This window comes from Saccharopolyspora gregorii (assembly GCF_024734405.1).
GTDB lineage: Bacteria > Actinomycetota > Actinomycetes > Mycobacteriales > Pseudonocardiaceae > Saccharopolyspora_C > Saccharopolyspora_C gregorii.
The window spans coordinates 1,796,170-1,822,570 of the sequence record NZ_CP059556.1; the positions used below are offsets into that span (position 1 = coordinate 1,796,170).

18 protein-coding genes, 1 pseudogene and 1 riboswitch are annotated in these 26,401 nt (G+C 73.0%); of the genes and pseudogenes, 10 read left to right on the top strand and 9 right to left on the bottom strand.

The genetic code is table 11. The features are described 5' to 3' along the window. Positions 1 to 36: 36 nt before the first annotated feature. From H1226_RS07935 to H1226_RS07950, 4 genes are all read right to left on the bottom strand, one after another. Complete coding sequence (locus H1226_RS07935) at positions 37 to 234, bottom strand: DUF397 domain-containing protein (protein ID WP_224959685.1); 198 nt, start codon at positions 232 to 234, stop codon at positions 37 to 39. After that, positions 231 to 1,088, bottom strand: coding sequence for a helix-turn-helix domain-containing protein (locus H1226_RS07940; RefSeq protein WP_258348126.1), 858 nt, complete (start codon positions 1,086 to 1,088; stop codon positions 231 to 233). Before H1226_RS07940 ends, H1226_RS07935 begins: the two co-directional genes overlap by 4 nt. A 402-nt stretch (positions 1,089 to 1,490) precedes the next feature. Further along, positions 1,491 to 2,177, bottom strand: coding sequence for a biliverdin-producing heme oxygenase (locus H1226_RS07945; RefSeq protein ID WP_258348127.1), 687 nt, complete (start codon positions 2,175 to 2,177; stop codon positions 1,491 to 1,493). Between the two features lie 103 nt (positions 2,178 to 2,280). Continuing rightward, on the bottom strand, positions 2,281 to 3,207 hold the full coding sequence (locus H1226_RS07950) for a siderophore-interacting protein (RefSeq protein WP_258348129.1): 927 nt from the start codon (positions 3,205 to 3,207) through the stop codon (positions 2,281 to 2,283). A gap of 74 nt (positions 3,208 to 3,281) precedes the next feature. On the opposite strand from H1226_RS07950, the gene H1226_RS07955 reads away from it, so the two are divergent. Both H1226_RS07955 and H1226_RS28255 read left to right on the top strand, forming a co-directional pair. Further along, positions 3,282 to 4,283 carry an ABC transporter substrate-binding protein gene (locus tag H1226_RS07955; RefSeq protein ID WP_258348131.1) on the top strand — a complete coding sequence of 334 codons (1,002 nt, stop codon included), beginning with the start codon at positions 3,282 to 3,284 and terminating at the stop codon, positions 4,281 to 4,283. Between the two features lie 12 nt (positions 4,284 to 4,295). Beyond that, a pseudogene (locus H1226_RS28255) lies at positions 4,296 to 4,478 on the top strand (Tn3 family transposase); the annotation flags it as partial. Between the two features lie 139 nt (positions 4,479 to 4,617). Here H1226_RS28255 and H1226_RS07965 read toward each other — a convergent pair. Next, the gene (locus H1226_RS07965; RefSeq protein WP_258348132.1) at positions 4,618 to 5,676 is read right to left on the bottom strand and encodes an SMI1/KNR4 family protein; all 1,059 of its coding nucleotides are present in this window, start codon (positions 5,674 to 5,676) and stop codon (positions 4,618 to 4,620) included. Between the two features lie 404 nt (positions 5,677 to 6,080). On the opposite strand from H1226_RS07965, the gene H1226_RS07970 reads away from it, so the two are divergent. Both H1226_RS07970 and H1226_RS07975 read left to right on the top strand, forming a co-directional pair. Next, on the top strand, positions 6,081 to 6,569 hold the full coding sequence (locus H1226_RS07970) for a hypothetical protein (protein ID WP_258348133.1): 489 nt from the start codon (positions 6,081 to 6,083) through the stop codon (positions 6,567 to 6,569). Continuing rightward, positions 6,566 to 7,081, top strand: coding sequence for a flavoprotein (locus H1226_RS07975; protein ID WP_258348134.1), 516 nt, complete (start codon positions 6,566 to 6,568; stop codon positions 7,079 to 7,081). The genes H1226_RS07970 and H1226_RS07975 overlap by 4 nt, the downstream gene beginning before the upstream one ends. Before the next feature lie 66 nt (positions 7,082 to 7,147). Here the strand turns inward: H1226_RS07975 and H1226_RS07980 are convergent, their stop codons facing one another. The 3 genes from H1226_RS07980 to H1226_RS07990 form a co-directional block, all read right to left on the bottom strand. Then, positions 7,148 to 7,801: a class I SAM-dependent DNA methyltransferase gene (locus H1226_RS07980; RefSeq protein ID WP_258348135.1), complete on the bottom strand. Its 654-nt coding sequence runs from the start codon at positions 7,799 to 7,801 to the stop codon at positions 7,148 to 7,150. Positions 7,802 to 7,885: 84 nt separating this feature from the next. Continuing rightward, complete coding sequence (locus H1226_RS07985; protein WP_258348136.1) at positions 7,886 to 8,959, bottom strand: ribonucleotide-diphosphate reductase subunit beta; 1,074 nt, start codon at positions 8,957 to 8,959, stop codon at positions 7,886 to 7,888. A 25-nt stretch (positions 8,960 to 8,984) separates the two neighbouring features. Then, positions 8,985 to 11,813, bottom strand: coding sequence for a ribonucleoside-diphosphate reductase subunit alpha (locus tag H1226_RS07990; protein WP_258348137.1), 2,829 nt, complete (start codon positions 11,811 to 11,813; stop codon positions 8,985 to 8,987). Between the two features lie 122 nt (positions 11,814 to 11,935). Then, positions 11,936 to 12,159: riboswitch (cobalamin riboswitch) on the bottom strand. Positions 12,160 to 12,377: 218 nt separating this feature from the next. Here H1226_RS07990 and H1226_RS07995 point away from each other — a divergent pair. Then, positions 12,378 to 14,087 (top strand): bifunctional metallophosphatase/5'-nucleotidase, encoded by a 1,710-nt coding sequence (locus H1226_RS07995; protein ID WP_258348138.1) that lies wholly within the window; start codon positions 12,378 to 12,380, stop codon positions 14,085 to 14,087. 91 nt (positions 14,088 to 14,178) lie between these two features. Here the strand turns inward: H1226_RS07995 and H1226_RS08000 are convergent, their stop codons facing one another. After that, positions 14,179 to 15,546, bottom strand: a complete 1,368-nt coding sequence (locus H1226_RS08000) for a helix-turn-helix domain-containing protein (protein WP_258348139.1) — start codon at positions 15,544 to 15,546, stop codon at positions 14,179 to 14,181. Positions 15,547 to 15,752: 206 nt separating this feature from the next. Here H1226_RS08000 and H1226_RS08005 point away from each other — a divergent pair, with 206 nt between their 5' ends. The 5 genes from H1226_RS08005 (at position 15,753) to H1226_RS08025 (ending at position 26,336) form a co-directional block, all read left to right on the top strand. Beyond that, complete coding sequence (locus H1226_RS08005) at positions 15,753 to 16,514, top strand: DeoR/GlpR family DNA-binding transcription regulator (RefSeq protein ID WP_258348141.1); 762 nt, start codon at positions 15,753 to 15,755, stop codon at positions 16,512 to 16,514. Positions 16,515 to 16,596: 82 nt separating this feature from the next. After that, a complete protein-coding gene (locus tag H1226_RS08010; protein ID WP_258348142.1) occupies positions 16,597 to 19,407 on the top strand; it encodes an ATP-binding protein in 2,811 nt (936 codons plus the stop codon). A gap of 414 nt (positions 19,408 to 19,821) precedes the next feature. Beyond that, complete coding sequence (locus tag H1226_RS08015) at positions 19,822 to 22,395, top strand: AAA family ATPase (protein WP_258349368.1); 2,574 nt, start codon at positions 19,822 to 19,824, stop codon at positions 22,393 to 22,395. 10 nt (positions 22,396 to 22,405) lie between these two features. Next, entirely contained in the window at positions 22,406 to 25,234 is a 2,829-nt protein-coding gene (locus H1226_RS08020; RefSeq protein ID WP_258348143.1) for an AAA family ATPase, read from the top strand. Between the two features lie 433 nt (positions 25,235 to 25,667). Then, complete coding sequence (locus H1226_RS08025; protein ID WP_224963153.1) at positions 25,668 to 26,336, top strand: helix-turn-helix transcriptional regulator; 669 nt, start codon at positions 25,668 to 25,670, stop codon at positions 26,334 to 26,336. Positions 26,337 to 26,401 lie beyond the last annotated feature (65 nt).

Consider the following 26,401-nt stretch of genomic DNA (forward strand, 5'->3'; position numbering starts at 1 on the left):
AAGTATTCCGGCGAACGGACCTGTCCGGTGCTCCGTTCAGCGCAGCGGGCTGCTCCGGCGGAGCGAGCGCACGAAGCGGGACCACTGCGCGGAGCTGGTGGCGAGGTGCCCGCCCGCCCGGTCCTTGGTGTCGCGCACCGCGGCCCCGCCCCCGGGCAGCCGCCCGACCTCCACGCAGTTCGTCTCCTGGCTGCTGTGCGAGGACTTCCGCCAGCCGCGCGGCGCCGAGCTCACGCCGGGACCTGCTCGCGGGCGGCGATCTCGGCGATGAGCTTGCGGGAGTCCTCCCGGCTCAGCGCGATCCGCTCCAGCTCGTCGCGGGCGGCGCGGAACGCGCCCACCGAATCGTCGTCCTGCAGGAACGCCGAGGAGCGGTGGTGTTCGAGGTGCACCACCGGGTCCGCCTTGGCGAATTCGAGCAGCACGAACGGTCCGGCGTGCGCGGGCGTCCAGCCCGCCGCCGACGGGATGATGCGGAGTTCGACGTTGTCCCGCTCGGAGATCTCGTCCAGGAAGCGCAGCTGGTCGTGCAGCCCGCCGGTGCGCCCGATGGGCTGGTGCAGCACCGATTCGAGGATCAGCGCGGTGTACTTCGCGGGCGAGCGCTTGCGGGTGATGGTGTCGCGGCGGCCCTGGCGCATCGCGACCCGCTTGTTGGCCTCCTGCTCGGGAACACCGGTGGCCATGATCGCCCGGGTGTACTCGGCGGACTGGAGCAGGCCGGGCATGAGCAGCGGTGCCACGTCGGTGATCTTCGTGGCGGTGCGTTCGAATTCGAGCAGGGTGGCGAGCTGGTCGACGCCGCCCGCGGCCCCGGGGGCCTGCGAGGGCGCCGGTTCGGCGGCGGCTTCGCGGGCGAGCTTGAGCATCCGGGACCGCGCGGTGCTGCTGACGCCGAGCACCACGCACACGGCTGAGATGGATTCGGCGGACGGCACCCGGTCGCCGTGCTCCCAGCGGACCAGGACGGAGTGCGAGACGTCCAGGATCGAGGCGAGCCCGCGCAAGGTGTGCCCGCTCTTGCGGCGGGCGTCGCGCAGTTCCGCGCCGAGCACGTAGGCCCGCGGTCGTGGTGGAGTTGCGGTCATGTCGCTGAATGCTAATCCATTGTCCGCGACAACGGCGATCATCCGAATGAGTCATTGCTGCCAGGTCTCGGTACCTGGCATTCTGCTTTTCCTCCTGATCGGGAACGGGCCGAATTCGCCGCCGGCCCGGCGGGTCCGGTTCCGCGAGTCCCGTCGCAGCAGTTCGGAGCGCCTGCGCGTGCCGCGGGGAATGCCGTCCTGAAAGGACTTCCGGCGCTCTCCGGCCGTGCCGTGGCCCCGGTCCGGCGGGATGCGGGTGCGGCCGGTCCGCGGAATCCGATGCGTCCGCTCCGTCGCGGCGGCCGACCGGGGTGGTGCAAGTATTCCCACTGAATTCCGCACTGTTGCGGAATTCAGCGGGAACGTTGCATTGCCTTCCGCCTCATTTCCGGTGCCGCGAACTCACCCGCGCGGTCGTGGAATGCGCGGGGGCAGCCGGCTGCCGAGGTCGGCGAACACCTCGGTGTTGAGGTGGTAGGCGAGCCGCACCTCGGCGATGATCCGCCGCTGCTCGCGCTCGTCCCAGCCCGCGGTGTCCAGCAGCAGCCGGTAGGCGTTGCGCACCCCGGCGCTGCTGGGCACGTCGTCGAAGGTGAGGAACGCGAACCCCTTCCCGTCGGGCGGGTCCAGGCTGCGCCGCATCGCCGAGCGGATCAGCTTGCCGCCGGAGAGGTCGGCGAGGCACCGCGTGTAGTGGTGCGCCACGAACCCGCCCGGCCAGTCGAAGCACACCTCCCGCAGCCGCGCGCAGTAGCGCTCGGTGGCCGCGCTGGGCGCGATGACCTCCCGCCAGTCCGGCCCGAGGTAGTAGTGCAGGTCGGTCTCCAGGTGCGGCAGCCTGCGCAGCCGTTCGCTGACGAACGGCCCCGCGACCACGTCGCTGCGCATGGCGTCGGCGGCCTGCTCCAGCACGGAGTAGGCGAAGTAGTGCTGGCCGAGCATCACGGCGTAGGCGTCGGCTTCGAGCTCCCCGGCGAGCAGGGTCCGCAGGAACGGCAGGGACTGGACGTGGTCGTGGTCGGCGCGGGTGCCGGACCGGAGTCTGGCGGCGAAGTCACTGCGTACCGGTTGCTGTGCGGGCGAGGACACTCGAACCTCCGGGCAGTTAGGTAAGGCTTACTTAATCTCAGGGATCGTGGCACGCCGCGGGCCCCGATGCCAAGAGGTGGTCGCCACTCCGCCCGGAGCGGTGTCAGCTGCGGCCCTCGCGCCAATAGCCCATGAACGCCACGCAGCTGCGCGGCACCCGGTGGTCCTGCACCAGCACCCGGCGCAGCCGCTTGATCACCGCCGCCTCCCCGGCCAGCCAGCCGTAGACCTCGCCGCCTGCGGTGTCCGGTTCGGGCACCTCCCAGAGCGTCGTCGTGTCCACGTCCACGTCGTCCAGGCCGGCCTCGGAACCGCCGCGCGAGCCGAGTTCGCCGAGCGCGCCGGTCACCGATTCCTCCAGCAGCGACCCGATCGGCGCGGTCCCCTCCGGCCGCTGCCGGATCAGCCAGCGGACCTCGACGCCGCTCGGCGCGCGCCAGGTCTGGACGTCCTCGGCCGTCGGTACCTCCGCGCAGACCACGCCGCGCGAGTCGGCGGGCAGCGCCTCGACGATCGCGGCCATCGCGGGGACCGCCGTCTCGTCCCCGGCCAGCACCAGCTGCCGGGCCGTCTCCGGCGGGGACCACTCGCAGCCCCACATCCGGCCGCTGCCCGGCCGGTCCGGGCCGAGCAGCAGCGCCTCGTCGCCGGGGGCGGCCGCCGCGGCCCAGGCGGAGGCGGGGCCGCTGTGGCCGGAGTCGACGCCGTGCAGCACGAAGTCGATGTCCAGCTCGAACGGGTCCTCCCGGTAGGCGCGCACGGTGTAGGTGCGCAGCGTCGGGCGGATCTCGTCCGGCATCGCCTGCCAGCGCGGGTACCAGCCGTCGCCGCCGGGCATGTCGCTCAGCGGCCTGCCGGGCTGCGGCAGGATCAGCTTCACCCGCTGGTCGTCGCCGCCGATGCCGAAGCGGTGCAGGTCCTCACCGGTGAAGGTGATCCGCACGAAGCTGGGGCCGAGCCGTTGGGCGCGCGCCACCCGGGTCCGGAACATCACGTACTGGGGGCGGCGCACTTCGGTCCGCTCGGCCATCTCGCACCTCTTCTGCCCATCGACTCGACTGACCCGTAGGCTAGCCTAACCTCATACTGAGGGGAGATTCGCTGATGGTGAGCAGGACGCGCGCAGCCGGGTTGCTCGTGGCGGTGGCCGCGCTGGCGGGGTGCTCGGCGCCCGCGCCGCAGGACGCGGCGGGCGGCTGGAGCTTCGTCGACGACCGCGGGGTGCCGGTGCGGCGGGACGAGGTGCCGGAACGGATCATCGCGCAGGTCTCGGCCGCGGGCGCGTTGCACGACTTCGGGGTGCCGGTGGTCGGCACCTTCGGCCCGCTGGTCCGCGACGACGGCAGCACCGAACCGGAAGCGGGCAGCGTCGACCCGGCGGCGGTCACCGACGTCACCGGCCCCGGGTACGGGGAGCTGAACCTGGAATCCGCGGCCGGGCTGCGCCCCGACCTGCTGGTCAGCGGCAAGTACGCCGAGTTCGACGGGCTCTGGCACCTGACCGCCGAGCAGGAGGAGAAGGTGCGGGCGTTCGTGCCCACCGTCGGCGTCGAGCAGTCCGGGCGTTCGCTGCCGGAGACCATCGGCGCCTACAAGGAGCTCGCCCGCGCGCTCGGGTCCGATGTGGACTCGGAGCGGATCCGGGCGGACCAGGCGCGGTTCGACGCCGCCGCCGACCGGCTGCGCGGCATCGGCGCCCGGCTGCGCGCGGAGGGGCGCAGCATCCTGGTGGTCGGCGGTACGAAGCAGGAGTTCTTCGTCGTGGTGCCGGGCCGCAACCCGGACCTGGACTACTACGTGCGCGAACTGGGCCTGCCGATCCGGACCCCGGCGCACCCGGACACCGCGGGCGGCGGCTACTTCGAGCGGCTGGCGTGGGAGAACGCCGGTGCCTACACGGGCGACGTGCTGATGTGGGACACCCGCGAGGCCTCGCTGCCGCCGGAGCAGCTCAAGCGCAACCCGGTGTTCGCGGCGCAGGAATCCGCGCGGGCGAACCGGTTCGTCGAGTGGGACGCGGTCGCCCCGTTCAGCTACGCGAGCTACGCGGACATCATGACCCGGCTCGCCGACCACCTCGAAGAGCAGTCGCCCGCCGCGAACTGACGCCCGGCCGCGGTCGACGACACCGGCTACCGCCGGGACATCAAAGCACCGGCCAACCTCCAGGAAGGCCGCCATGCGCTGGCCCGGCGGATCTTCCACGGTCAGCGCGGCGAACTGCGGCAGCGCTACTACGAAGGCATGGAAGATCAGCTCGGCGCCCTCGGCCTTGTGCTCAACGCGATCGTGCTGTTCAACCGCGAACGACTAGCTCTTCGGTTCCGGTGTTCGCGCGTTGTTCAACGCTGCCAACACCGGAGCCGAAAGCAAGTCAAGCGAGGTGGTAGTCAGGGTGCGGCTGCTGGAGTCGGCCTCGCCCAAGGACGAATAGCCCCGCTCAGTCGAGGTAGTTGCTCAGCTTGATCAGGTTTTTGTCGGGGTCGCGCAGATGGAGGCTGTAGATCGGGCCGAGTGCACCGGTATGGCCGACCGGGCCCGCCTCGATGTCCATCCCCGCCTGCTCCCTGAGCTCGTCGATCAGGAGCAGCACCGGGGTGTCCACGACGAAGCACAGCTCGGCGGTGCCCGGAGCGGGGTGGACGGCCGAAAACACCTCGGTATCCTCTCCGGCCACGCGTAGGTCGATCTTGCTGTGGCCGAAGGTCAGCGCCGTGCGACCGTTGTCGGAGGTAGCCACCCCCATGCCCAGCACCCGGGTGTAGAAATCGATCGTGGCGTCCTGGTCGGCGACGGTCAGCACCAGGTGGTCGAGTCGGTCGATGCGCATGAGGCGCGGCCACGTGTCGGCTGCGGTCACCTGGTGGAGCGGTGCATCGTCGGGGCGAGTATGAGGTGCCGGCTCGGTGTCCTGGTATCCCTGTTCGTGGATGACATCGTGGGTTTTCCATCGGTTGAAGGCATCTCGAGCGCTTGCTACCAGGGCACCGAAGCTGGGGTACGGCGAAGGATAGGAGCCGTCGCCAGTCGCCCACTCGTACGCGGTCCATTCCCCGTTCGGCCCGATCGTGGTCGGGTCCAGCAGCCAGTAGACAGCGCAGTCGGACCAGTCTGACACCATCAAGCACGGCTTGACCTGCTCCACGAGACCCTCGAGCCCCGCCTCGGTCCAGGCGGTCAGCAGTTCGGGATCTTTCTCAGCGAACCAACCGATCTCGTCGATCCGGAACAGCTCGCTCAACTCGGGGTCGATGTCGCGCCAGCCGTTGCTGGCGAGCAGGAAGTTGCGGTAGCTCGGCGGCAGCCGCACATCCAGGCGTTTCTCGGCGCCACGGAGGGCCTCCTCACTGGCCGGTTCGTAGCCCAGCCACCGATTCTCCCGCTGGACGTCGTCGAGGCGTGCCGCCTCCTCATCCGTGGCCATCCGCAGATAGTCATCGCTATAGCCGCGGAGGAACTGCTGCCACTCGAGCAACGTCACCGGCACACTCTGGCTCATGTTCCTGATCATGACAGTGGCCGGGTGCAGCCACTGTCGCCGACTGTGTGAATTGGGGCGACGGGGAACCTCGCGTGCACGGTCGGCTCCGAGACCGAGTCAGCTTTGTGCCTTCATCGCCGCCTGGCCGCCCGGAACCCGGCCCTGCTGCCAGCGAGCCAAAGCCTCGGCTGAGACTCGCGCGTACCGTGCGAGGGAACCGACCGAGGTGTGCCCGGAGTACGACGGCAAGTGGAGCTGTTGGCGCCGTCCTCGGCAGCATGGGTCAACGCCGAGTGCCGGAGTTGGTGCAGCGTCCACGGCCCACCGGTCAGGTCCTTGCCGGCGTGCTCGAAGGTCTCGGCGGCACGTCGGTAGGACGACCGGGCCCTGCCGGAGCGGTCCGCGGCGACGATCCGGCCGCCGTGTCCGTGCGGGGTTCGCTGTTCCTGGTCGCATCGGTGATCTCCGGTCGCGACTCCGACCGGGCGGAATCGGCGTCGCGGCTGCGACGGGCCGGAGATCTCGCCGCTGCGCTGGGGCGCGACGGGAACCACGCGTGGACGGCGTTCGGACCGACGAACGTCGCGATCCACGCGGTGTCCGCCGCGGTCGAGTCGGGGCAGGCGAAGCTGGCGGTCGCGCTCGCCGAAGACCTCGACACCACCGGATTCCCGGACGGCCTGCGCAGCAGGCGCGCGCAGCTGAACGTCGATCTCGCCCGCGCGCACGCGCAGCTGCGGGAGGATGCGGCCGCGGTGGTGAACCTGCTGGAGGCCGAGCGGATCGCACCGGAAGTGCCGCGGTGCAACGTGATCGTGCGAGATCTGCTCGGCGAGCTGCTGAAGCGGGAGCGGCGATCGGCGACGCCCGGGCTTCGTGCGGTGGCGGCGCGGGCCGGGGCGCGCCGGTGAGCGGGCGGGTGCTGTACCTGGTCGGAACAGCGGCGCCGCCGGTGCGGCAGCTGCCCGAGCTGGCGGGACTGCTGCGCGCCGGCGGGTGGACCGTGTGCCCGGTGCTGTCCGAGGCCGCCGCGGAGTGGCTCGACCCGGCGGAGCTGGAATCCGCGACGGGCCTGCCGCCGCGGATCCACCCGCGCTGGCCGGGTGAACCGGATCCGTTCCCCGCCGCGGACGCGGTGCTGGTGGCGCCGCTGACCTTCAACACGCTGAACCTGTGGGGCGCGGGCGCGAACGGGACGGCGCTGCTGGGCGTGCTGAACGAACTGCTCTGCGCGGAGGTGCCGATCGTGGCGGCCACCTGCGTGAAGTCGGTGCTGCGGCGGCATCTCGCCTACGCCGCCCACCACGCGCTGCTGGCGGGCAGCGGTGTCCGGTTCCTCCCGCCGGAGGAGGTGCTGCACCGCGATCCCGATGGCATCGCCACCTTCGACCTGACCGCCCTCCGCGCCGCCCTGCCGAGCTGATCTGCCGGTCGATGGCCCATTCGACCACGAAGAACGGGCGGGTGGGCCATTCACCTGGGGCCGGGGTCAGTCGCGGCGGGCGACGAGGACGACACCGGGGCCGGTGTGCTCGTCGGCGGGCAGGCGGAGTTCGGCGGTGGGGTGCAGGCCCGCCTGCTCGACGAGCGCGGTGAGCTGCTCGGGCCGCCACTGGTACGTGGTCCAGCGGACCGGGACGCCGTAGTAGGCCTTGGTGCGCTGCACGTCGTCGTCGCCGACGTGCGTCGCGATGATCAGCTGACCGCCCGGGACGAGCGCGCTCGCGAACGACGACAGCACGCCCGGCAGCACCTCGCGCGGCAGGTTGAACAGCGACCACCAGCCGAGCAGCCCGCCGAAGGACGAGTCCGCCAGGTCGAGCTCGGTGGCGGAGCCGACGCGGAACGAGCACCCCGGATGCAGCCGCCGCGCGTGCTCGACCATCCGGGGCGACAGGTCCACGCCCGACACGTCGAGCCCGCGTTCGGCCAGGTAGCCGGTGACCGTGCCCGGCCCGCAACCGATGTCGAGCACCGGGCCGAGCCCGGCGACCTGATCGGCGAACACGTCCATCGCGGCGCGCAGCCACGGGTGGGCGCGGACGTCGCCGATGCCCGTCGTGGTCACCATGTCCACGTAGTTGTCGGCCACGCGGTCGTAGGACTCCCGGACGACGTCGAGATCAGGAACCGGAACACCCATCCCGGCACCCTATGCCGCGGTGACGGCCCGGCGGGGCGGAACCCGCGGGCCGCCCGCCGAGTCCCCGGCGGGCGGCCCGATCCGTCAGTCCCAGGTGAGGGAGGAGCCGGACTGGTATTCGGTGACGCGGGTCTCGAAGAAGTTCTTCTCCTTCTTCAGGTCCATCGCCTCCGACATCCACGGGAACGGGTTCTCGACCTCGGCGAACACCGGGGTGAGGCCCAGCTGCGCGCAGCGGCGGTTGGTGATGAAGTGCATGTACTGCTCGCACAGCTCGGCGTTGATGCCGAGGATGCCGCGGGGCATGGTGTCCCGGCCGTAGGCGACCTCCAGGCGGCACGCGTCGGCGAGCATGCCGCGCACCTCCTCCTGGAACTCGGCGCTCCACAGGTGCGGGTTCTCCAGCTTGATCTGGTTGATGCAGTCGATGCCGAAGTTCAGGTGGATCGACTCGTCGCGCAGGATGTACTGGTACTGCTCGGCGATGCCGACCATCTTGTTCCGCCTGCCCAGCGACAGGATCTGCGCGAAACCGGTGTAGAACCACATGCCCTCGAAGATCACGTAGAAGGCGATGAGGTCGCGCAGGAACGCCTGGTCGCGCTCCGGTCCGCCGGTGGCGAACTCGGGGTTCTCCAGGTTCTGGGTGTGCCGCAGCGCCCACTCGTCCTTCTCCGAGATGGACGGGATCTCGCGGTAGGCGTTGAACAGCTCGCCCTCGTCGAGGCCCAGGCTCTCGCAGATGTACTGGAAGGTGTGCGTGTGCACGGCCTCCTCGAACGCCTGGCGCAGCAGGTACTGGCGGCACTCGGGGTTGGTGATGTGCCGGTACACGGCGAGCACGATGTTGTTGGCCACCAACGACTCCGCCGTGGCGAAGAACCCGAGGTTGCGCTTGAGCATCAGCCGCTCGTCCTCGGTGAGCCCGTCGCGGGAGCGCCACAGGGCGATGTCGGCGTGCATGGACACCTCGGTGGGCATCCAGTGGTTGTTGCAGCCGGCGAGGTACTTCTCCCACGCCCAGCCGTACTTCAGCGGCAGCAGCTGGTTCACGTCCGCCTGCGCGTTGATCATCGCCTTGTCGTCGACGTTGATCCGGCCCGCGCCGCGGTCGATCTCGCCGAGCCCGGTGGCGTCGGTCGTGTGCACGGAAGTCATGAGTCCTCCAAGGGGAACGGGGCGGTCACTGGCAGGCTTCGCAGTCCGGGTCGTCGATCGCGCACGCCTGCGGCTGCGGCGACGGGGCCGGGGCCGGGGCGGCGGCGGGGGAGACCGCGTTGAGCTTGCCGTCGGTGCCGCGCAGCGTGGACTTCTCCACGTGCGTCGCACTGCTGGACCGCAGGTAGTAGGTGGTCTTGAGGCCCTTGCGCCACGCCAGCCGGTACAGCTCGTCGAGCTTGCGGCCGCTCGGCGCCGCCATGTACAGGTTCAGCGACTGCGCCTGGTCGATCCACTTCTGGCGGCGGGACGCGGCCTCGACCAGCCAGCGCGGCTCGATCTCGAACGCGGTGGCGTACAACGACTTCAGCTCCGCGGGCACCCGGTCGATCGGGGCCAGGTCGCCGTCGAAGTACTTCAGGTCCTGCACCATCGCCTCGTCCCACACCCCGGCGGCCTTGAGGTCCCGCACCAGGTCGGCGTTGAGCACGGTGAAGTCGCCCGACATGTTCGACTTCACGTACAGGTTCCGGTACAGCGGCTCGATGGACTGGCCGACGCCGCAGATGTTCGAGATCGTCGCCGTCGGGGCGATGGCCAGCACGTTCGAGTTGCGCATGCCGTTCGCGCGCACCCGCTCCCGCAGCCCGTCCCAGTCCAGTGTGGACGAACGGTCCAGGTCGACGCCGGTCTCGCGGGCCTGCGCCAGCAGCTCCAGCGAGTCGATCGGCAGCACGCCCCGGCTCCACAGCGAACCCTCGAACGACTCGTAGCGCCCGCGCTCGGCGGCCAGCTCGGAGGACGCGGCGATCGCGTGGAAGCTGATGTGCTCCATGCTCAGGTCCGCGAACTCCACCGCCGCCTGCGAGGACATCGGGATGCGCTGCGCGAACAGCGCGTCCGAGAAGCCCATCAGGCCCAGGCCCACCGGGCGGTGCCGCAGGTTCGAGGCCCGCGCCTCCGGGATCGTGTAGAAGTTCACGTCGATGACGTTGTCCAGCATCCGCACCGCCGTGCGGGTCGTGCGCCGCAGCCGCTCCACGTCCAGGCCCTCGGCCGTCACGTGCCGCGCGAGGTTGATGGAACCGAGGTTGCAGACCGCGACCTCGTCCTCGCTCGTGTTCAGCGTGATCTCGGTGCACAGGTTCGAGGAGTGCACCACGCCCGCGTGCTGCTGCGGCGACCGCAGGTTGCACGGGTCCTTGAAGGTGATCCACGGGTGCCCGGTCTCGAACAGCATCGTCAGCATCCGGCGCCACAGATCCACCGCGCGGACCTGGCGGAACACCTTCAGCTCACCGCGCTCGGCGGCCGCCTCGTACTCCCGGTAGCGCTGCGCGAACGCGGTGCCGTACAGGTCGTGCAGGTCCGGCACCTCGTCCGGGGAGAACAGGGTCCACGGCTCGTCGGCCTCGACCCGGCGCAGGAACTCGTCCGGCACCCAGTTCGCCGTGTTCATGTCGTGCGTGCGGCGCCGGTCGTCCCCGGTGTTCTTGCGCAGGTCGAGGAATTCCTCGACGTCCACGTGCCAGGTCTCCAGGTACGCGCACACCGCGCCCTTGCGCTTGCCGCCCTGGTTCACCGCGACCGCCGTGTCGTTGGCGATCTTCAGGAACGGCACCACGCCCTGCGAGGAACCGTTGGTCCCCTTGATGTGCGCGCCCGTGCCCCGCACCGGGGTCCAGTCGTTGCCGAGCCCGCCCGCGTACTTCGACAGCAGCGCGTTGTTGCTGATGCCGTGGAAGATCCCGTGCAGGTCGTCGTCCACAGTGGTCAGGAAGCAGGACGACAGCTGCGGGCGGGTGGTGCCCGCGTTGAACAGCGTCGGCGTCGAGCACATGAAGTCGAACGAGGAGATCAGGTCGTAGAACTCGATCGCCCGCGCCTCCCGGTCGTCCTCGCGCAGCGCCACGCCCATCGCGACCCGCATGAAGAACGCCTGCGGCAGCTCGAACCGCACCCCGTCCTCGTGCAGCAGGTAGCGGTCGTAGAGCGTCTGCAGGCCGAGGAAGCCGAACGCGATGTCCCGGTCCGCGTCCAGCGCCGCGCCCAGCCGCTCCAGGTCGAAGCGGGCCAGCTCCGGGGCCAGCTGCTCCAGCTCGATGCCGCGGCGCACGTAGTCGGCGAAGTAACCGGCGTAGCGGTCCCGCATCTGCACCTGGTCGGCCTCGGCCGGCTCGCCCGCGACGAAGCTCAGCGCCTCCCGGCGCAGCTTGTCCAGCAGCAGCCGCGACGTCACCAGCGAGTAGTTCGGCTCCGCCTCCACGAAGGTGCGCGCCGCCATCGTCAGCGACTCGGCCAGCTCCGCGGAGCTGATGCCGTCGTAGACGTTGCGCCGCACCTCGCGCAGCACCTGGTCGGCGCGCACGTCGTCGAGGTCCGAGCAGGCCTGCTCGACGACGGTCGACACCCGCTCCCAGTCCAGCGGCACCCGGGTGCCGTCCGGCGCGGTCATCTCCAGGACGGGCGCGGCGTCCTCGGTCCGCCGCGCCTCGGCTTCGCGGGCCTGCGCGTGCTCCTCCCGGTAGAGCACGTAGGCGCGGGCGACGCCGTGGTGCCCGCCGCGCATCAGCGCCAGCTCCACCACGTCCTGGATCTGCTCGATGTGCACCAGGCCCTCGGGGCCGGCGTGGCGCAGCACTCCCTGCGCGGCCTGCTCCGTCAACTCCGCGACGACCTGGTGCAACCGCGACGACGACGCGGCCGAATCCCCCTCGGCCGCCAGGAACGCCTTGGTCAACGCCACGGAGATCTTCGTTTCGTCCCAACCGGAAACGGTTCCGTCGCGCCGCAGCACCCGCACTCCTGCCGGTACCACCGCGGTCGCTGACGGCCGGGTCGTGGACTCGGTCACTGGCTCTCTCCTCGCAAGCTCGGACACCTGCCCGGAACTCCTCGGAACGCGCCAGGACCCGCGGCGCGCACGGCACCGCTCGTCCCACGACCCTCCCGCGAGGTCCCGGACGGCGCGCACCCCTCGTGCGCGCACCGATGGCAGGTCTTCGGACTCACGGGCGACCGGTGCTCGGCACCGGGCCTACTGGCCGTCGCTTCCCGGACGCCGAGCGTCCAGTGCTGCACCACCGGGAGGTGGTGACGGCGGTCGTTCCCGTTCACCGCTGCGGGGCAGTCCCGGATTCGCACCGGGTTCCCTGTTGTCACGCCGGGCGGACCGGCGAACCATCAGCGGGCGCCACACTACATCTTGGGTTCGGCGGTGATCCGGACCCCATCATCATCGGCGTGGCGGTGCCGGTGCGGAGGCGCTCGGTAGTCGTCCGCGCACTCCTCGGCCGCATCCTGCCCGGCCGCGGGCGGCTCCGCACGACCGCGAGGTGTGACGCGGAATCGGTGGTGGTCGGCAGCGGGCCCGGGCAGACTGCCTCCCGAGATCACCACCTGGGAGGAAGACCGAACCATGCGTGCCCACCGCGTGCGACGCGGACTCGCCGTCGCCGCCACCGCACTGGCCACCGCGGCCACGGCCACCGGGGCCACCGCCGGCGCCGCGCCGCAGGACCCGCCCGCGACCACCGACGTCCGGCTGATCACCTTCAACGACCTGCACGGCAACCTCGAACCGCCCACCGGGTCCTCCGGGCAGATCGAGCTCGACGACGGCCGGACCGTCGACGCCGGCGGCGCCGCCTACCTCGCCACCCACCTGCAGCGGCTGCGCGACGAGGTGCCGAACTCGCTGGTCTTCTCGACCGGCGACAGCGTCGGCGCCTCGCCGGTGAACTCCGCGCTGTTCCACGACGAACCCACCGTCGACTTCCTCAACTCGCAGGACGTGCGCGGCCACGTCGTCGGCAACCACGAGTTCGACGAGGGCTACCAGGAACTCCAACGGCTGCAGACCGGCGGCTGCCACCCGCAGGACGGTTGCGAGTTCCGGGATTCCTTCGCCGGCGCGGACTTCCCGTACCTCGGCGCCAACGTCACCTTCGAGGACGGCGGTGCCCCCGCGCTGCTGCCGTTCACCGTGCAGGTCTCCGGCGGGGTGCCGATCGGCGTGATCGGCGCGACCCTGCAGGACCTGCCCGACGTGGTCAGCCCCGAAGCGGTGCGCGGACTCCGGTTCGGCGACGAGGTCGAAGCCATCGACCGCACCTCCGACGCGCTGGAGCGCTTCGGCGTCAAGGCGCAGGTCGTGCTGCTGCACCAGGGCGATGAAGCCGACGGCGGCGGCCCGAACTCCTGCCAGGTCACCCCCGGCGGCCCCGCGAGCCGCATCGCGGAACAGGTCTCCCCGCAGGTCGACGCCGTGTTCAGCGCGCACAGCCACCAGCAGTACACCTGCACCGCCACCGACCCGGCGGGCGACCCGCGTCCCCTCGTGCAAGGCGCCTCCTACGGCAGGCTGCTGTCGGTGCTGGACCTGCGCGTCGACCGCGACACCCGCGAAGTGGTGCGGGAGAGCAGCACCGCGCGCAACGAGGTCGTGACCCGCGACGTCGAACCCGACGCCGAGACGGCCGCGCTCGTCGAGGAAGCCCGCGCGAAGGCGGCGCCGATCGCGAACCGCGCCGTCGGCACCGCCACCGGCGACCTGCTGAAGACCCCGGCGCCGTCCGGGGAATCCGGCCTCGGCAGCGTCATCGCCGACGCGCAGCTCGCCGCCACCCGCGACACGGGGGCGCAGCTCGCGCTGACCAACCCCGGCGGGGTGCGCGCCGACCTGCCGCACGCCTCTTCCCCGGCGGGCGAAGGCGACGGCGTCATCACCTACGGCGAAGCGTTCGCGGTGCAGCCCTTCGGCAACACCATGCAGACCATGACCCTCACCGGCGCGCAGCTGCGGGACGTGCTGGAGCAGCAGTGGAGCCCGGAGGGCGAGAACGTGCTGCAGGTGTCGGCGGGCCTGCACTACGAGTACTCGCGGTCCGCGCCCATCGGGTCGAAGGTCTCCGGGCTCACCCTCGACGGCGCACCGGTGGACCCGGCCGCGCCGTACCGGGTGGCGGTGAACAACTTCCTCGCCGGCGGCGGGGACGGGTTCAGCGGCTTCACCGAGGGCACCGACGTCGCGGGCGGGCCGGTGGACCTGGACGCGCTGCTGGGCTACCTGGCGGAGCACCCCGACGTGGTGCCGCCGGCGCCGGACCGCATCACCGCGAAGGATTGAGCCGAGGTCCCGGCGGCGCACCTCGCGCCGCCGGGACCTCCTTCCGCACGGCCACTTCCTCCCGCCGTTCCGCCGGAGGTCCGCCGCACCGTCAGCGGGGGACCGGCCGGGGTGCGATGACCCCGTCGATGCCGAGCGCCAGCTCCTCCGCGCAGTCGCGCCAGGCGTGGCGCGCGCCCACCAGCTCCGCGCAGCGGCGGCGCAGCCCGGCGAGCCTGCCGCGCAGCCGGGCGCTGCGCACCCCGCCGGCCAGCAGCACCGCCCGGCGCCCGTGCCGCACCGCCGACGCGTGGTCGCCGAGCGCGAACTTCGCCTCCGCCAGGCTCGCCAGCTCGAACACCGCGGACCGCACCTCCCCGGGCGCGCGGGCGGCCACCGCCCGGGACAGGTGCAGCGCCGCGGATTCGTGCTCGCCCACCACCAGCTGCACCGAGCCGGTCAAGCCCAGCACGTCCGCTTCCCCGAACCAGCGGAACATCGGGTAGTCGGCCTCGATCTCGGCGGTGGCGTGCAGCGCGCGCCCCTGGTCGAGCATCCGCCGCACCGAGCCGCGGCGTTCGCCGTGCGCCGCAGCCCACGCCGAGTTCAGCTGCAGCACCGAGCTCACCAGCGGCGAGGCTTCGGCCCGGATCGACCCCAGCTGGAACAGCTTCAGCGCCGAGTTCGGATCGCCGAAGTCCAGTTCGGCGCGCCCCGCCGCGTACAGCGTCCGCGCGATCGCCAGCGGATCCGCCCCGTCCCGGCCGAAGTCCAGCGCCCGCCCGTAGTGCGCGTTCCCGCTGGCGAGCAGCCCGTTCTCCACCGCCGTCCAGCCCGCGGTGGCGTGCAGCTTGCACAGCGCGCCCAGCAGGTCGCTGCGCACCGCCTCGCTCATCGAGGCCTCCAGCATCCGCTCGGCGCGCCGGGCGGCGGCCGCGACGGTGCCGTACTGGCCGACTCCGCCGTAGCGCTGGTCTATCTGCCGCAGCGAACCCATCAGCACGTCGAGCGCCGCGACGTCGGAGCTGCCGACCCGGCCCGGCGGGGTCGGCGGCAGCTCGCCGAACCGGCGCAGCTCGGCGGCGAACAGGTCGGCGGAGCCGGACACGTCGACCTCCGCGCCCAGCACCAGCGAACCGGCGTAGGACAGGAAGCGGCGGCGTTTCGCCTTCTCGTCCTCCTCGACCGCCGGGTCGGTGCCCTCCGCGGCCGGGTCCGGTTCCCCGGCCATGCCCATCCAGCCGCGCGGTATCCCGAGCCCGGTGGCTATCCGGGCCAGCAACTCGTAGCTGCGCACGGCGCGGCCGTTGAGCACGTCGCTGACCTCGCTCTGGGCCTGCCCGGTGAGCTGGGCGATGCGGCTCTGCGAGACGCCGTGCTCGCGCAGCACCCGGTAGACCGTGCCGATGTCGCGCACCGCCAGGGCGTCGCGGACTTCCGCGCTCCGCCAGACCGCCGGCGGAATGTCCTCTGTTGACACCAGGCCACCGTATACTGAAAGTGATCAATTGAGTGCGTAGAGTGAAAAGATCACCGGATCGGAGCGCCGGTGGACGGCAACCGGCGGCCGTTCCGCCGAATGCCACTCGAAGCAACACGAAACAACATCCCGCCATTGTGCCGCGCTGATCGTCGCCGGTAGCCTCGCCGGGCGGGGACTTCACGGGGGCGGGAAGCGAGACGCGGATGTACGCCGAGGAACGGCACTGGGCGATCTTGGAGCTGGCGCGGAAGGAAGGCCGGGTCGACGTGGCGGCGCTCGCATCGCGCTTCGACATGACCACGGAGACCGTGCGCCGCGACCTGACCGTGCTGGAGCGCCGCGGCGTGCTGCGCAGGGTGCACGGTGGCGCGATCCCCGTGGAGCGGCTGGGATTCGAGCCGAACGTGCCCGCCAGGGACTCGGTGATGACCGCCGAGAAGAACCGCATCGCGAAAGCGGCGCTGGAACTGGTGCCGGACGAGGGCGCGATCCTGCTCGACGCCGGCACCACGGTCGCGCGGATGGCGAACATCCTCCCCGTCGACCGGGAACTGACCGTGGTCACGCACTCGCCGACGACGGCGCTCACCCTCTCCGGCCGCGGCAACATCACCCTGATGCTGGTCGGCGGCAGGCTGCGCGGCCGCACGCTGGCGGCGGTGGACGGCTGGGCGCTGCACGCGCTCGGCGACATCTACGTGGACGTGGCGTTCATGGCGACCAACGGGCTGTCCCTGGAACGCGGCCTCACGACACCGGATTCGGCCGAGTCGATGGTGAAGCGGGCGGCGATCTCGGCGGCGCGGCGCACCATCGTGCTCGCCGACCACACCAAGATCGGCAACGACCACTTCGCGCGGTTCGGCGACCTCGCCGACGTGGACACGCTGATCACCGACGACGGCATCGACGAGCAGGTGGCGGAGGAACTCCGGCGCGCGGGGCCACGCGTCGAGGCGGTCTGACCGCCCGCCGCGCGAACCCGCCGCGCGGCACCGCAGCATTCGGCATTCCGTACGCCTGGGGGCGGACCGGGAGGAACCCCGCATGGTGGCTGACCAAGGCGTGCAGAGCGGCCCGCCGGGCCGGCTGGTCGGACGCGAGCCCGAGCTCGCGCGGATCGCCGACGCCGCCCGGGCCGCGCGGGGCGGTTCGGGCCGGGCCGTCCTGCTGCGCGGGCCGGCGGGCATCGGCAAGACCGAGGTGTTGTTCAGCGCCCTGGCCGAACTCGACGGCCGCGCCACCCGCGTCCTGTTCGCGCACTGCCCGGAGACCGGCACCGGTGCCTACGCGGCCGTGCGCGCGCTGCTGGCGCCGGTGCACGACCCGGAGCCGACCGGCAGCGCCCGCCTCGCACTGCCCGCCCTCTCCCCGGAGCGCGCCGGGGACGGCGCCGCGACCGGCACCTACGCCGTGCTGCACGGGCTGCACTGGCTGGTCGCCGACCTCACCGGCGACGGGCCGCTGGTGCTGGCCGTCGACGACGTGCAGTGGTGCGACGAGAACTCCCTGCGGTTCCTGGCCTTCCTGCTGCGCCGCGCCGAGGAACTGCCGCTGCTGGTGCTGCTGGCCCAGCGCACCGGGGGGACCGCGCCGGGCGAGGCGCTGGGGGAGATCGCGGCGATGCCGTGGTGCGACACCGTGGACCTGCCCGCGCTGGGCGAGGGGCCGGTCGCCGAACTCCTCGACGCCGAGCTGCCCGCGCCGCCCGGCCCGGAGTTGGCCGCTCGTTGCGCCCAGGTCACCGGGGGCAACCCGTTCCTGCTCGGCAGGGTGCTGCGCCGGTTGCGGGAGGCGCCCGCGGAGGACGCCGCGGAACGGCTGGACGAGCTGCACCGCACCGTCGTGCTGCGTTCGCTGCTGGACCGGTTGTCGGAGCGCGGCGTGGCGGTGGCCCGCGCGGTCGCGACCCTGCCCGGCGAGCGGCTGGAGCTGATCGCGGCGCTGGCCGGGATCCACCAGCGGATGGCCGTCGTCGCGCTGCGCGAACTGCGGGATCGGGACCTGGTGGGGACCGGCGGCGGCATCGGGTTCGTGCACGACTTCGTCCGGCAGGCGGTGCTGGACCGCACCCCGCCTGCCGAGCTGGAACGGCTCCGGGAACGGGCCGCGATGCTGCTCAACGACGCGGGCCGGCCGGCGGAGGAGGTCGCGGTGCTGCTGCTGCAGCTGCCGGGCGCGCCGCAGCCCTGGATGGCGGGGGTGCTGCTCGACGCGGCCACCCGGGCCGAGCAGCGCGGCGCGCCCGGCACGGCGGCCCGCTGCCTGGACCGGGTGCTGGTGGTGCAGGGCACCGACGTGGCGGTGCTCGCGCAGGCCGCGCGGGTGGCGGACCCGGTGACGGGGTTGCGCTACCTGGAGCGGGCGCTGGAGCTCGTCGACGATCCGCGGGCGCGGCTCCCGATCGCGGTGCAGTACGCGGTGGCGTCGCTGTCGGCGCAGAACTCGACGCGCGCCTTCGAGGTGGTCTCGGCCGCGCTGGACGAGCTGGACGCCGCGCTGGGGCCGGGCCTCGGGGACGCGGACCGGACGTTGCGCACGCTGGCCGAATCGATGCTGCTGGTCTCCGGCATGGACGAGAAGTCGACGCTGCCGCGGGTGGGGGCCCGGTTCCGCGACGTGGCGCCGCCCGCGGGCGACACCGCGGAGGAGCGCCAGCTGCTGGGGATGCTGGCTTCGCTGGGCGCGCTGCTGAACCGGCCCGCCGCGGAGGTCGCCGCGCAGGCCCGGTCGGTGCTGCGGATCAACGACGTGGAGGGCGACGGCTTCGCGCTGCTGGGGGCGTCGCTGCCGCTGTACCTGGCCGACGACAACGAGTCGGCGCTGGCGGCGCTGGACCTGCTGGTCGGGCACGCCCAGCGCTCCGGGCAGGCGTGGGCGTACTGCCTGGCCAGCAGCACCCGCGCGCTGGTGCACCACTGGACGGGCGACCTGGTGGAGGCGCTGGCGGACGCGCAGAGCTGCTACGACGTGCTGGAGCAGGAGTCCTGGACCGGCTCGATGACGATGCCGCAGATCGCGCTGGCGACCTCGCTGACCAGCCAGGGCGAGCCGGAGCGGGCGACGGCGGTGCTGGCGGAGATCTCCCGCGCCCGCTTCGAGGACTTCGCCTTGGAGTACCACCAGTTCCTGATGGCCCGGGCCCGCGCGCTGGAGGCCGCGGGAGATCCGGATGGCGCGCTGGAGCAGCTGTTCCGCTGCGCGCAGAGCCTGCGGGAGGCGGGCATCGACAACCCGGTGTTCGCGCCGTGGTGGTTCGACGCGGCCTGCCTGCTCGGCGACCTGGGCCGGGCGGAGGAGGGGGCGCGCGCCGCCGAGCACGGCGCGGTGCTGGCGCGGAAGTGGGGAACGCGGCGGGCGCGGGGCATGGCGCTGGCGGCGCGCGGGGCGGTGGCGGCGGGCCGCGCGGCGGTGCCGGTGCTGTCGGAGGCGGTGCGGGTGCTGTCGGCTTCGCCGGCGAAGCGGGAGCAGGCGAAGGCGGAGCACCTGCTGGGGCGGGCCCTGCTGCGCGCGGGCGAGCCGGAGGGCGCGCGCGAGCACCTGCGGTCGGCGCTGGACCTGTCGGTGCTGCACCGCGATCACCGGCAGGTGTCGGCGTCCTCGGCGGCGCTGCTGGAGGCGGGCGGCCGGTTGCGGCACGGGACGGACTCGCCGGTGCACACCTTGAGCGGCAGCGAGCGGCGGGTGGCGGTCCGGGCGGCGGCGGGGGCGACGAACCGGGAGATCGCGGAGTCGTTGTTCCTCACGGTCCGGACGGTGGAGCTGCACCTGACCAGCGCCTACCGGAAGCTCGGCGTGCGGGGGCGCGCGGAGCTCCCGGCGGCGCTGGCGGTGGACCCGGAGGCCCCGGTTCCGTGAGTTCCCGTCCCGCTCCGCGGGAGGCGCGGGCCGGGCTCTTTCCCTGAATCGATCGTTCCCGGCACGATCGGCCCGATCATGTCGTCTCGTGTGGGATTGTTTTGCTTTGCTTGCGAGAGAATGCGGTTGCTCACACCTTTGGGTGATACGCTCAGTGTTGTTCCGGCCCTAGCTTCATCTTTTCGAGTTAAGGGAGGTTGGTATGGGCGATCTCCCTCCTGGCGCGGTGAACGCGGCACTGCGCCGCAGGCCTGCGCGGATTCGGAAAGGGGCTGCGCCGCCAGTGATGATGACGGTGCGTGATGGCGAACGGGTCGACCGGCACCTGCGCTTTGGTCCGAATACTTTTCATGTTCGCCGGATTCCCGTCCCGGATCCGGTGAACGGTGCGCTCGCACCATTCGGAGCGTGCTGATGGTCGCGGTCCACGACGCCCCCGGCCGAAGTTCCGCGGCGCCGCGACAGCACGAGCTGGTCGGGCGCGACGACGAGTTGCGGGTGGTCGGCGGACTCGTCGCCGACCTCGCCCGCGGCCGCTCCGGTCTGCTCACCATCAACGGCGCCCCCGGTTCCGGCCGCAGCGCCCTGCTGGAAGCGATGCTCGCCGACGCGCGCGCCGCCGGGCTCAACACGGCCGCCGCGCAGAGCTCACCGCTGGAGACCGACGTCCCCTACAGCACCGCCGCCCAGCAGATCGCCCTGCTCTGCCCACCCGAGCAGCTCACCCGGATCAGCTCCGCGTGGGCCGAGGGCGCCGCCACCAACGCACCGATCCCGTTCCTGCGCAAGCAGATCCTGGACGTGGCGGCGCGGCGGCCGCTGCTGCTCGCCGTGGACGACCACCAGTGGATCGACCCGTGGTCGCTGGCCTGGTGCCACGCCATGCTGCGGCACCTGGACCGGGCGCCGGTCCTGATGGTGCGGACCGTGCGCGACACCGCCCCCGAGACCGACGGCGGCGCCCGCTGGGACGAGACGGTGCCGGTGCCGCCGCGACGGGTCCGGCTCGGCCCGCTCGCCGTCCCGGACGTCGCCGAACTGCTGTCCCGGTACGGCCCCGCCGACCGGGACTTCGCCGCCGCCGCCACGACCGAGACCTCGGGCAACCCGGCGGTGCTGCGGCTCGTGCTGGAGGAGTTCCACCGCGCGGGGCTCGGCTTCGAATCCCGCCACGTCCCCCGGCTGCGGGTGCACGCCGCCGACGCCGTCGCGCACCTGGTGGGCCGAACGCTGCGCGGACTGCCCGCCGACCACGTGGAGCTGCTGCGCGCGATCACCCTCTGCGGTGGGGAGTTCGACTTCGAGCTGGCCTGCGCGCTCGCCGGTCTGCACGGCCACGCCGCGGCCCGGGCCCGCACCTCGCTGCGGCACCTCGGGCTCATCTGCGAGTCCACAGAGGACGGCGTGCCGCGCGCGTCCAGCCCCGCCGTGGCCACCGGGGTGCTGGCCGAGATGGAACCGGCCGAACGGGAGGAGCTGCACGGCCGCGCCGCCGAGATCGGCCACCGCGCCGCCGTCGAACCCTGCGCGCTGGCCGACATGCTGCTCAACGCACCGCAGATGCGCCGCCGCTGGGTGGTGGAAACGCTCGTCGAAGCCGCCGAGCGGCACCGCCAGGAGGGCAGGCACGAGCGCGCCACCGAACTGCTGCGCCGCGCCCTGCGCGAACCCGTGCCCGGCGACTGCAGGCAGCGGCTGCTGACCCGGCTCGCCGCGATCGAAGTGGCGCACGCCCCCGCCGCCAGCGACGGGCGGTTGCGCCAGGTGCTCACCGACGCGGTCGGCACCGGCGACACGGCGCTGCTCGTGCAGGCCGCGGACCTGCTCGTCGCCCGCGGGGACTCGGAGACCGGGCGCCGCGAGCTCGCGACCGTCTGCGCCCGGGTGCGCAGTCCCGCGCTGGACGCGCTCGGCCTGCTGGCCGACGAACTGTGCGCGCCCGCCCCGGAACCGCTCGCCGTCCGGCTGCCGCCGGTGCCGGAGGAAGCCGCCGACCCGGCGCAGGCGGGTCTGCTGGCGTGGCGCTGCGCCCGGCTCGGCCGCCGCCCCGACCTGGTGCGCACCCTCGCGCGGGAGGCGCTCGCCGACCGCGACCCCGAACTGCCGCTGGCCACCCGGATCGCGGCCTGCCACGCGCTGGCCTGCCGGGACGACGCGGCCGAGGCCGCGGCCGGGCTCACCGCCGTGATCTTCGACGCGGGCCGCCGCGGGGCGCGGGCCGCCGCCGCGTACGCGCTGGTGCAGCGGGCCGTGCTCGCCGCCAAGGACGAACGCTGCCCGGCGGCGGGCGCCGACCTGGCCGCCGCCGTGCGGCAGCTGCCGCTGCACTGCTGGCACCCGGCGCTGCTGCCGCACTACCTGGCCGCGCGGATCGGTGCGCTGCTGCGGCTGGAGGACGTAGCCGGCGCCGAGCGGGTGGCCGCCGCGGAGCTGCCGCTGGGTGCGGAGCGCGGCATGGGCTTCGCCTACCTGCTGCACGCCCGCGGTGAACTGCGCCTCGCGACGGGAGATCCGGCGACCGCGCTCGGCTACTTCCAGGAGTGCGGCCGGATGCTGCGCGCCAAGGAGTGGCTGAACCCGGCGGTGCTGTCCTGGCGGATGCCCGCCGCGATCGCGCAGGGCCGCCTCGGCGCGGCCCGCGCGGCGACCCGGCTCATCGGGGAGGAACTGGAGCTGGCCGAGCGCTGGGGCATGCCGGGGCTGCTGGAACCGGTGCACCGCAAGGCGTTGTCCGCGCTGGCGCTGGCCGGTTCGGGCCCGGCCGGCCCGGGAGCCGCGGGCATCCCGCGGATGGGGGCGGCGCTGCCCGCCGCGCTCTCGGTGCCCGAGCGCCGGGCCGCGAGCCTCGCCGCGCGGGGTCTGTCCAACAAGGACATCGCGCAGGAACTGGGCGTGACGGTGCGGACCGTCGAGCTCCGGCTGACCAAGTCCTACCGCAAGCTCGGCATCGAAGGCCGCGCGCAGCTCCCCCCAGACCTGGCCGAGTGAGGCCCGCCGGATGCTGGTCGAACGCGAGTGGGAGCTCGCCGTGCTGGAGTCCGCCGTCCGCCAGGTCGGCCGCGGGACCGGTTCGCTCGTGCTCATCAGCGGGATGCCCGGCAGCGGCCGCAGCGCGCTGCTGAGCAGGTTGCGCGAGCTCGCCACCGCGAGCGGGGCCCGGGTGCTCGGCGCGGGCGGCGCGGCCAGCGAGCGCTCGTTCCGGTTCGGGCTCGTGCGGCGGCTGCTGCACGACCTCACCGCTCCGGCCCCGGGACGGCCGCCCGCCGAGGCGCTGCCGCCCGCCGACGAGGCGCACGTCGACGACCCGGGCGCGGTTCCGGTCGGCGTGCTGCACGCGCTGCACGCCCTGCTGGTCGGGGCGAGCGCGCGGTGCCCGCTGGTGCTGGCCGTGGACGACCTTTGGTGGGCCGACGAGGCCTCGTTGCGCTGCCTGGCCTACCTCATCGGCCGGTTGCGGGGGATGCGGGTGCTGGTCGCGGTGGTGCTGGACCCGGACTCGGGCCGGGATCGGGGCGCGCTGGTCCGCGAGATCACCGCCGCCGCCGCGCACCGGGTGCGGCCCGGCCGGTTGTCGGTGGCCGCGACCGCGGAACTCGTCCGCGACCGGTTGTGCGCCGAGCCGGGCCCGGACGCCGACCCGGACGGGTTCGCCGCGGTGTGCCACGAGCTGACCGGCGGGCACCCGGGCGACCTGGTGAGCCTGCTGGACCAGGCCGCCGAGCAGGGGCTGCGCCCGGTGCCCGCGTCGCTGCCGGTGCTGCGCGCGCTCGCCGAGGGCGACCGCAGGCGGCGGCTGGTGCGGGCCCTGTCCGGCGGGGAGTTCGCCGCCGACGTCGCCCGCGCCGTCGTCGTCCTCGGCGAGCACGCGGACCCCACGCTGGTGCAGCGGCTGTCCGGGCTGACGCCGAGCCGCTACGAGCGGGCGCTGCGGGCGCTGGAACCGTGGTTCCGGGTCCACCCGGACCGGATCGAGGTGGCGGTGCCCGGCGAACGCGGCGAGCTGGCCGCGGAACTGCTGGTGGACGACGTGATCGCCGCGGTCGAGGAGTCCACCGCCGAGCACGACAGCACCCGGCTGCACCTGCGGGCGGCGGCCTTGCTGCACGGCCACGGCTATCCCCCGGAACCGGTGGGCGACCAGTTGCTGCTGGTGAACTCGACGCTGTCCAGCTGGGGCGTGCAGCGGTTGCGGGAAGCGGCCCACGCCGTGCTGCCGCGGTCCCCGGAGGTCGCGGCCCGCTACCTGCGGCGCGCCCTGCTGGACCTGGAGTCCGGCGGGATGGGCCGGGCGCGGTTGCTCGCCGAGCTCGGCTCGGTGGAGCTGGCGTTCGACCTGCCCGCCGCGGTGCGCCACATCGGCCAGTCGGTGCCGCAGCTGCGCGAGCCGCGCGACCGCGCCCGCGTGCTGGGGCGGCTGCCGCTGACCGTGACCGGCGCGGGCCCGCGGGTGGCCGAGCTGATCCGCGAGGTGGCCGCCGAGCACGGTCCCGCCGACGAGCTGGAGGGCGCGGACCGGGAGCTGGCGCTGCGGCTGGAGGCGCGGACCCGCTACCTGGCGCTGGAGGACCCGGCGGCGCACGCCGCGGTCCCGGGGCGGATGGCCGAGCTCGACGCTCGCCAGTGCGCGCCCGGCCCCGCCGAGCGGGAACTGCGCGTGGTGCTGCTGGCCTCGATGGCGCTGACCGGCACGCCGCGGGCGTCGGAGGTCGCGTCGATGGCGCGGGAGCTGCTGGCGCAGGAACCGGCGAACGTCACCTCGGAGACGCATTCGGTGCTGCGCTACCTGCCGTCGATCCTGCTGGCGGCCGGCGCCCCGGAAGGCCTGGACTCGTGGCTGGCGCTGGCGGCCGACCACGCGCGCAGGCAGGGCGCCACCGCGGCGGAGGCGCTGGTCGCCGCGCAGCACAGCCTGGTGCACCTGGACTCCGGCCAGCTCGTGCAGGCCCGGCGCAGCGCGACGGCCGCCCTGGACCTGGTCGAGCCGGACACGCCGGAGTCGATGGCCGCGCCGGTGTTCGCGATGGGCGCGGTGGCCCGCAGGCTGCGGGACCGGGAACTGGCCGAGCGGGTGCTGCTGCTGCCGCATTCGCCGGACGACCTGCAGGTGGTGGCGCTGCGGCGGTTGGTGCAGAGCAACCTCGCGATGCAGGACGGCGATCCGGTGACGGCGCTGACGCACCTGCTGGACTGCGGCAGGCGCCTGGAGCAGGCCGGCTGGTTCGGCCCGGCGGCCTGCTCGTGGCGGCCCACCGCGGCGCTGCTGCGGCACCGGCTCGGCGACGTCCGGGCGGCGGTCGAGCTCGCGGAGGAGGAGTACCAGCGCGCCCGCGACTGGGGCGCCCCGACGCCGCTGGGCCGGGCGCTGCGGGTGCGCGCGGTGGTCACCGGGGGCGGTCGCCGGGTGGAGCTGCTGCGGGAAGCGGTGCAGGTGCTGCGGCCCGCGGCGGACCGGCTGGAGCTGGCGGGCGCGCTGGCCGCGCTCGGCGAGGCGTTGCGGGACCGGGCTCCGGCGGAGGCGGAGCTGGTGCTGGCCGAGAGCGCCCAGGTCGCGGCCCGCAGCGGCGCACCGCCGCACGCGACCGGCGCCCCGGGGCCCGGAGGCGGGCGCGGGAACGGCCCGTCGGAACCGGCCGCGGTGCTGACCCGGGCGGAAGAAGCGGTCGCGGAATCGGCGGCGCTGGGCCGCACCAACCAGGAGATCGCCGACGAGCTCCGGGTGAGCAGGCGAGCGGTCGAGAAGCACCTCACCGCGGCCTACCGAAAATTGGGGATCGACGGCAGGGCGGATCTCGCGAATTCACTTCTCCCGCGCGGGGCGGGCGGCTGAACGCGATTCGGTACCGCGCCGCGTTCGCGCAGGGTGATCACGGCGGTCACGCTTGGTCGCGGACCGCTGCCTGCGGAAGGGCGGAATGTGGTGGGGGATTCACGTGATGTTGGTTCGTGCCCGTCCCTGTGGTGGCGGGTGGGGGCCTGAGCCGTACCCGAACCCACCCCCGCGATGTGGTTCGGTGCGGTCGTTCGGTCGTGAAATACCTGGTAGATCGGCACCGAACCGAATCGGGCCGAACCGAACCGAACCAGCGGGCGGCTTGACCGCAGGCTTAAGGACGGCGCTGGCCCGCTGTTGACTTGGTTGGTTTTGAATCCATAGCCTTGTGGTGTCGTTGAATTCCGGTAATGCCTCCAACCGATGCCGGATCTGCGTTTCTCGCGAGCCAGAGAGGAATGGTCGAATTCTGATGACATCCAGCGGCACGATGCGAGCGCGACCCACGCCTGCCGGGGCGTCCGAAGAATCCGGTGAAGATTATCGGGACATTTACAGATCGTTGTTCGAGCAGTCCGGGATGTGCATGGCGAACCTCGATTCGAGCATGCGCGTGCTGGAGGCGAACAAGTACTTCTTCAAGCAGTTCGGGCGCGGTGCCGCCGACGTGCGGGGGCGCAGCTTCTACGACTTCCTGCACCCCAGCGTGCGCGGGAAGTTCCAGTACCAGTTCGCCCGCCTCACCGAGGGCCGCAACCCGCGGTTCGTGGAGCACGCGGTCGCCGTCGGCGCGAAGGAAGCGCTGTTCGGCGGGGAGCTGACCGGCATCGCGGTGCCCGGCCGCTCCGGTCGCGTGGAGGGCGTCATGGTCGTGCTGCAGCCGGACGAGGGACAGCGGGCCGCGATGGTCGGCGGCAAGGAGAAGCTGCTCAGCGAGGTCGACGCCCGGATCCTGGAGGGCGTCGCGGCCGGGGAGTCCACCGTGCAGCTGGCCGCGAAGCTCTACCTCAGCCGGGGCGGCGTCGAGTACCACGTGACGACGCTGCTGCGGAAGCTCAAGGTCACCAACCGCCCGGCGCTGGTCTCGAAGGGCTACTCGATGGGAATCCTCGGCGTCGGCCAGTGGCCGCCGCGGGTGCTGCCCGAGTACGTGAAGTGAGCGGCGGCCCTCCGCCGGGGTGCCGGCCCGGTGGTGGTCCGAGCTCGTTCCCGTCGATCGGCCCG

Bases quoted from the DNA above. Each gene is read 5' to 3' on its own strand.
- H1226_RS08010 (WP_258348142.1), top strand. From the start codon at position 16,597: ATGGTGGCTGACCAAGGCGTGCAGAGCGGCCCGCCGGGCCGGCTGGTC.
- H1226_RS08020 (WP_258348143.1), top strand. From the start codon at position 22,406: ATGCTGGTCGAACGCGAGTGGGAGCTCGCCGTGCTGGAGTCCGCCGTC.
- H1226_RS07995 (WP_258348138.1), top strand. From the start codon at position 12,378: ATGCGTGCCCACCGCGTGCGACGCGGACTCGCCGTCGCCGCCACCGCA.
- H1226_RS07950 (WP_258348129.1), bottom strand. From the start codon at position 3,207: ATGGCCGAGCGGACCGAAGTGCGCCGCCCCCAGTACGTGATGTTCCGG.
- H1226_RS08005 (WP_258348141.1), top strand. From the start codon at position 15,753: ATGTACGCCGAGGAACGGCACTGGGCGATCTTGGAGCTGGCGCGGAAG.
- H1226_RS07985 (WP_258348136.1), bottom strand. From the start codon at position 8,959: ATGACTTCCGTGCACACGACCGACGCCACCGGGCTCGGCGAGATCGAC.
- H1226_RS08015 (WP_258349368.1), top strand. From the start codon at position 19,822: ATGGTCGCGGTCCACGACGCCCCCGGCCGAAGTTCCGCGGCGCCGCGA.
- H1226_RS07940 (WP_258348126.1), bottom strand. From the start codon at position 1,088: ATGACCGCAACTCCACCACGACCGCGGGCCTACGTGCTCGGCGCGGAA.
- H1226_RS07955 (WP_258348131.1), top strand. From the start codon at position 3,282: ATGGTGAGCAGGACGCGCGCAGCCGGGTTGCTCGTGGCGGTGGCCGCG.
- H1226_RS08025 (WP_224963153.1), top strand. From the start codon at position 25,668: ATGCGAGCGCGACCCACGCCTGCCGGGGCGTCCGAAGAATCCGGTGAA.
- H1226_RS07980 (WP_258348135.1), bottom strand. From the start codon at position 7,801: ATGGGTGTTCCGGTTCCTGATCTCGACGTCGTCCGGGAGTCCTACGAC.
- H1226_RS07965 (WP_258348132.1), bottom strand. From the start codon at position 5,676: ATGAGCCAGAGTGTGCCGGTGACGTTGCTCGAGTGGCAGCAGTTCCTC.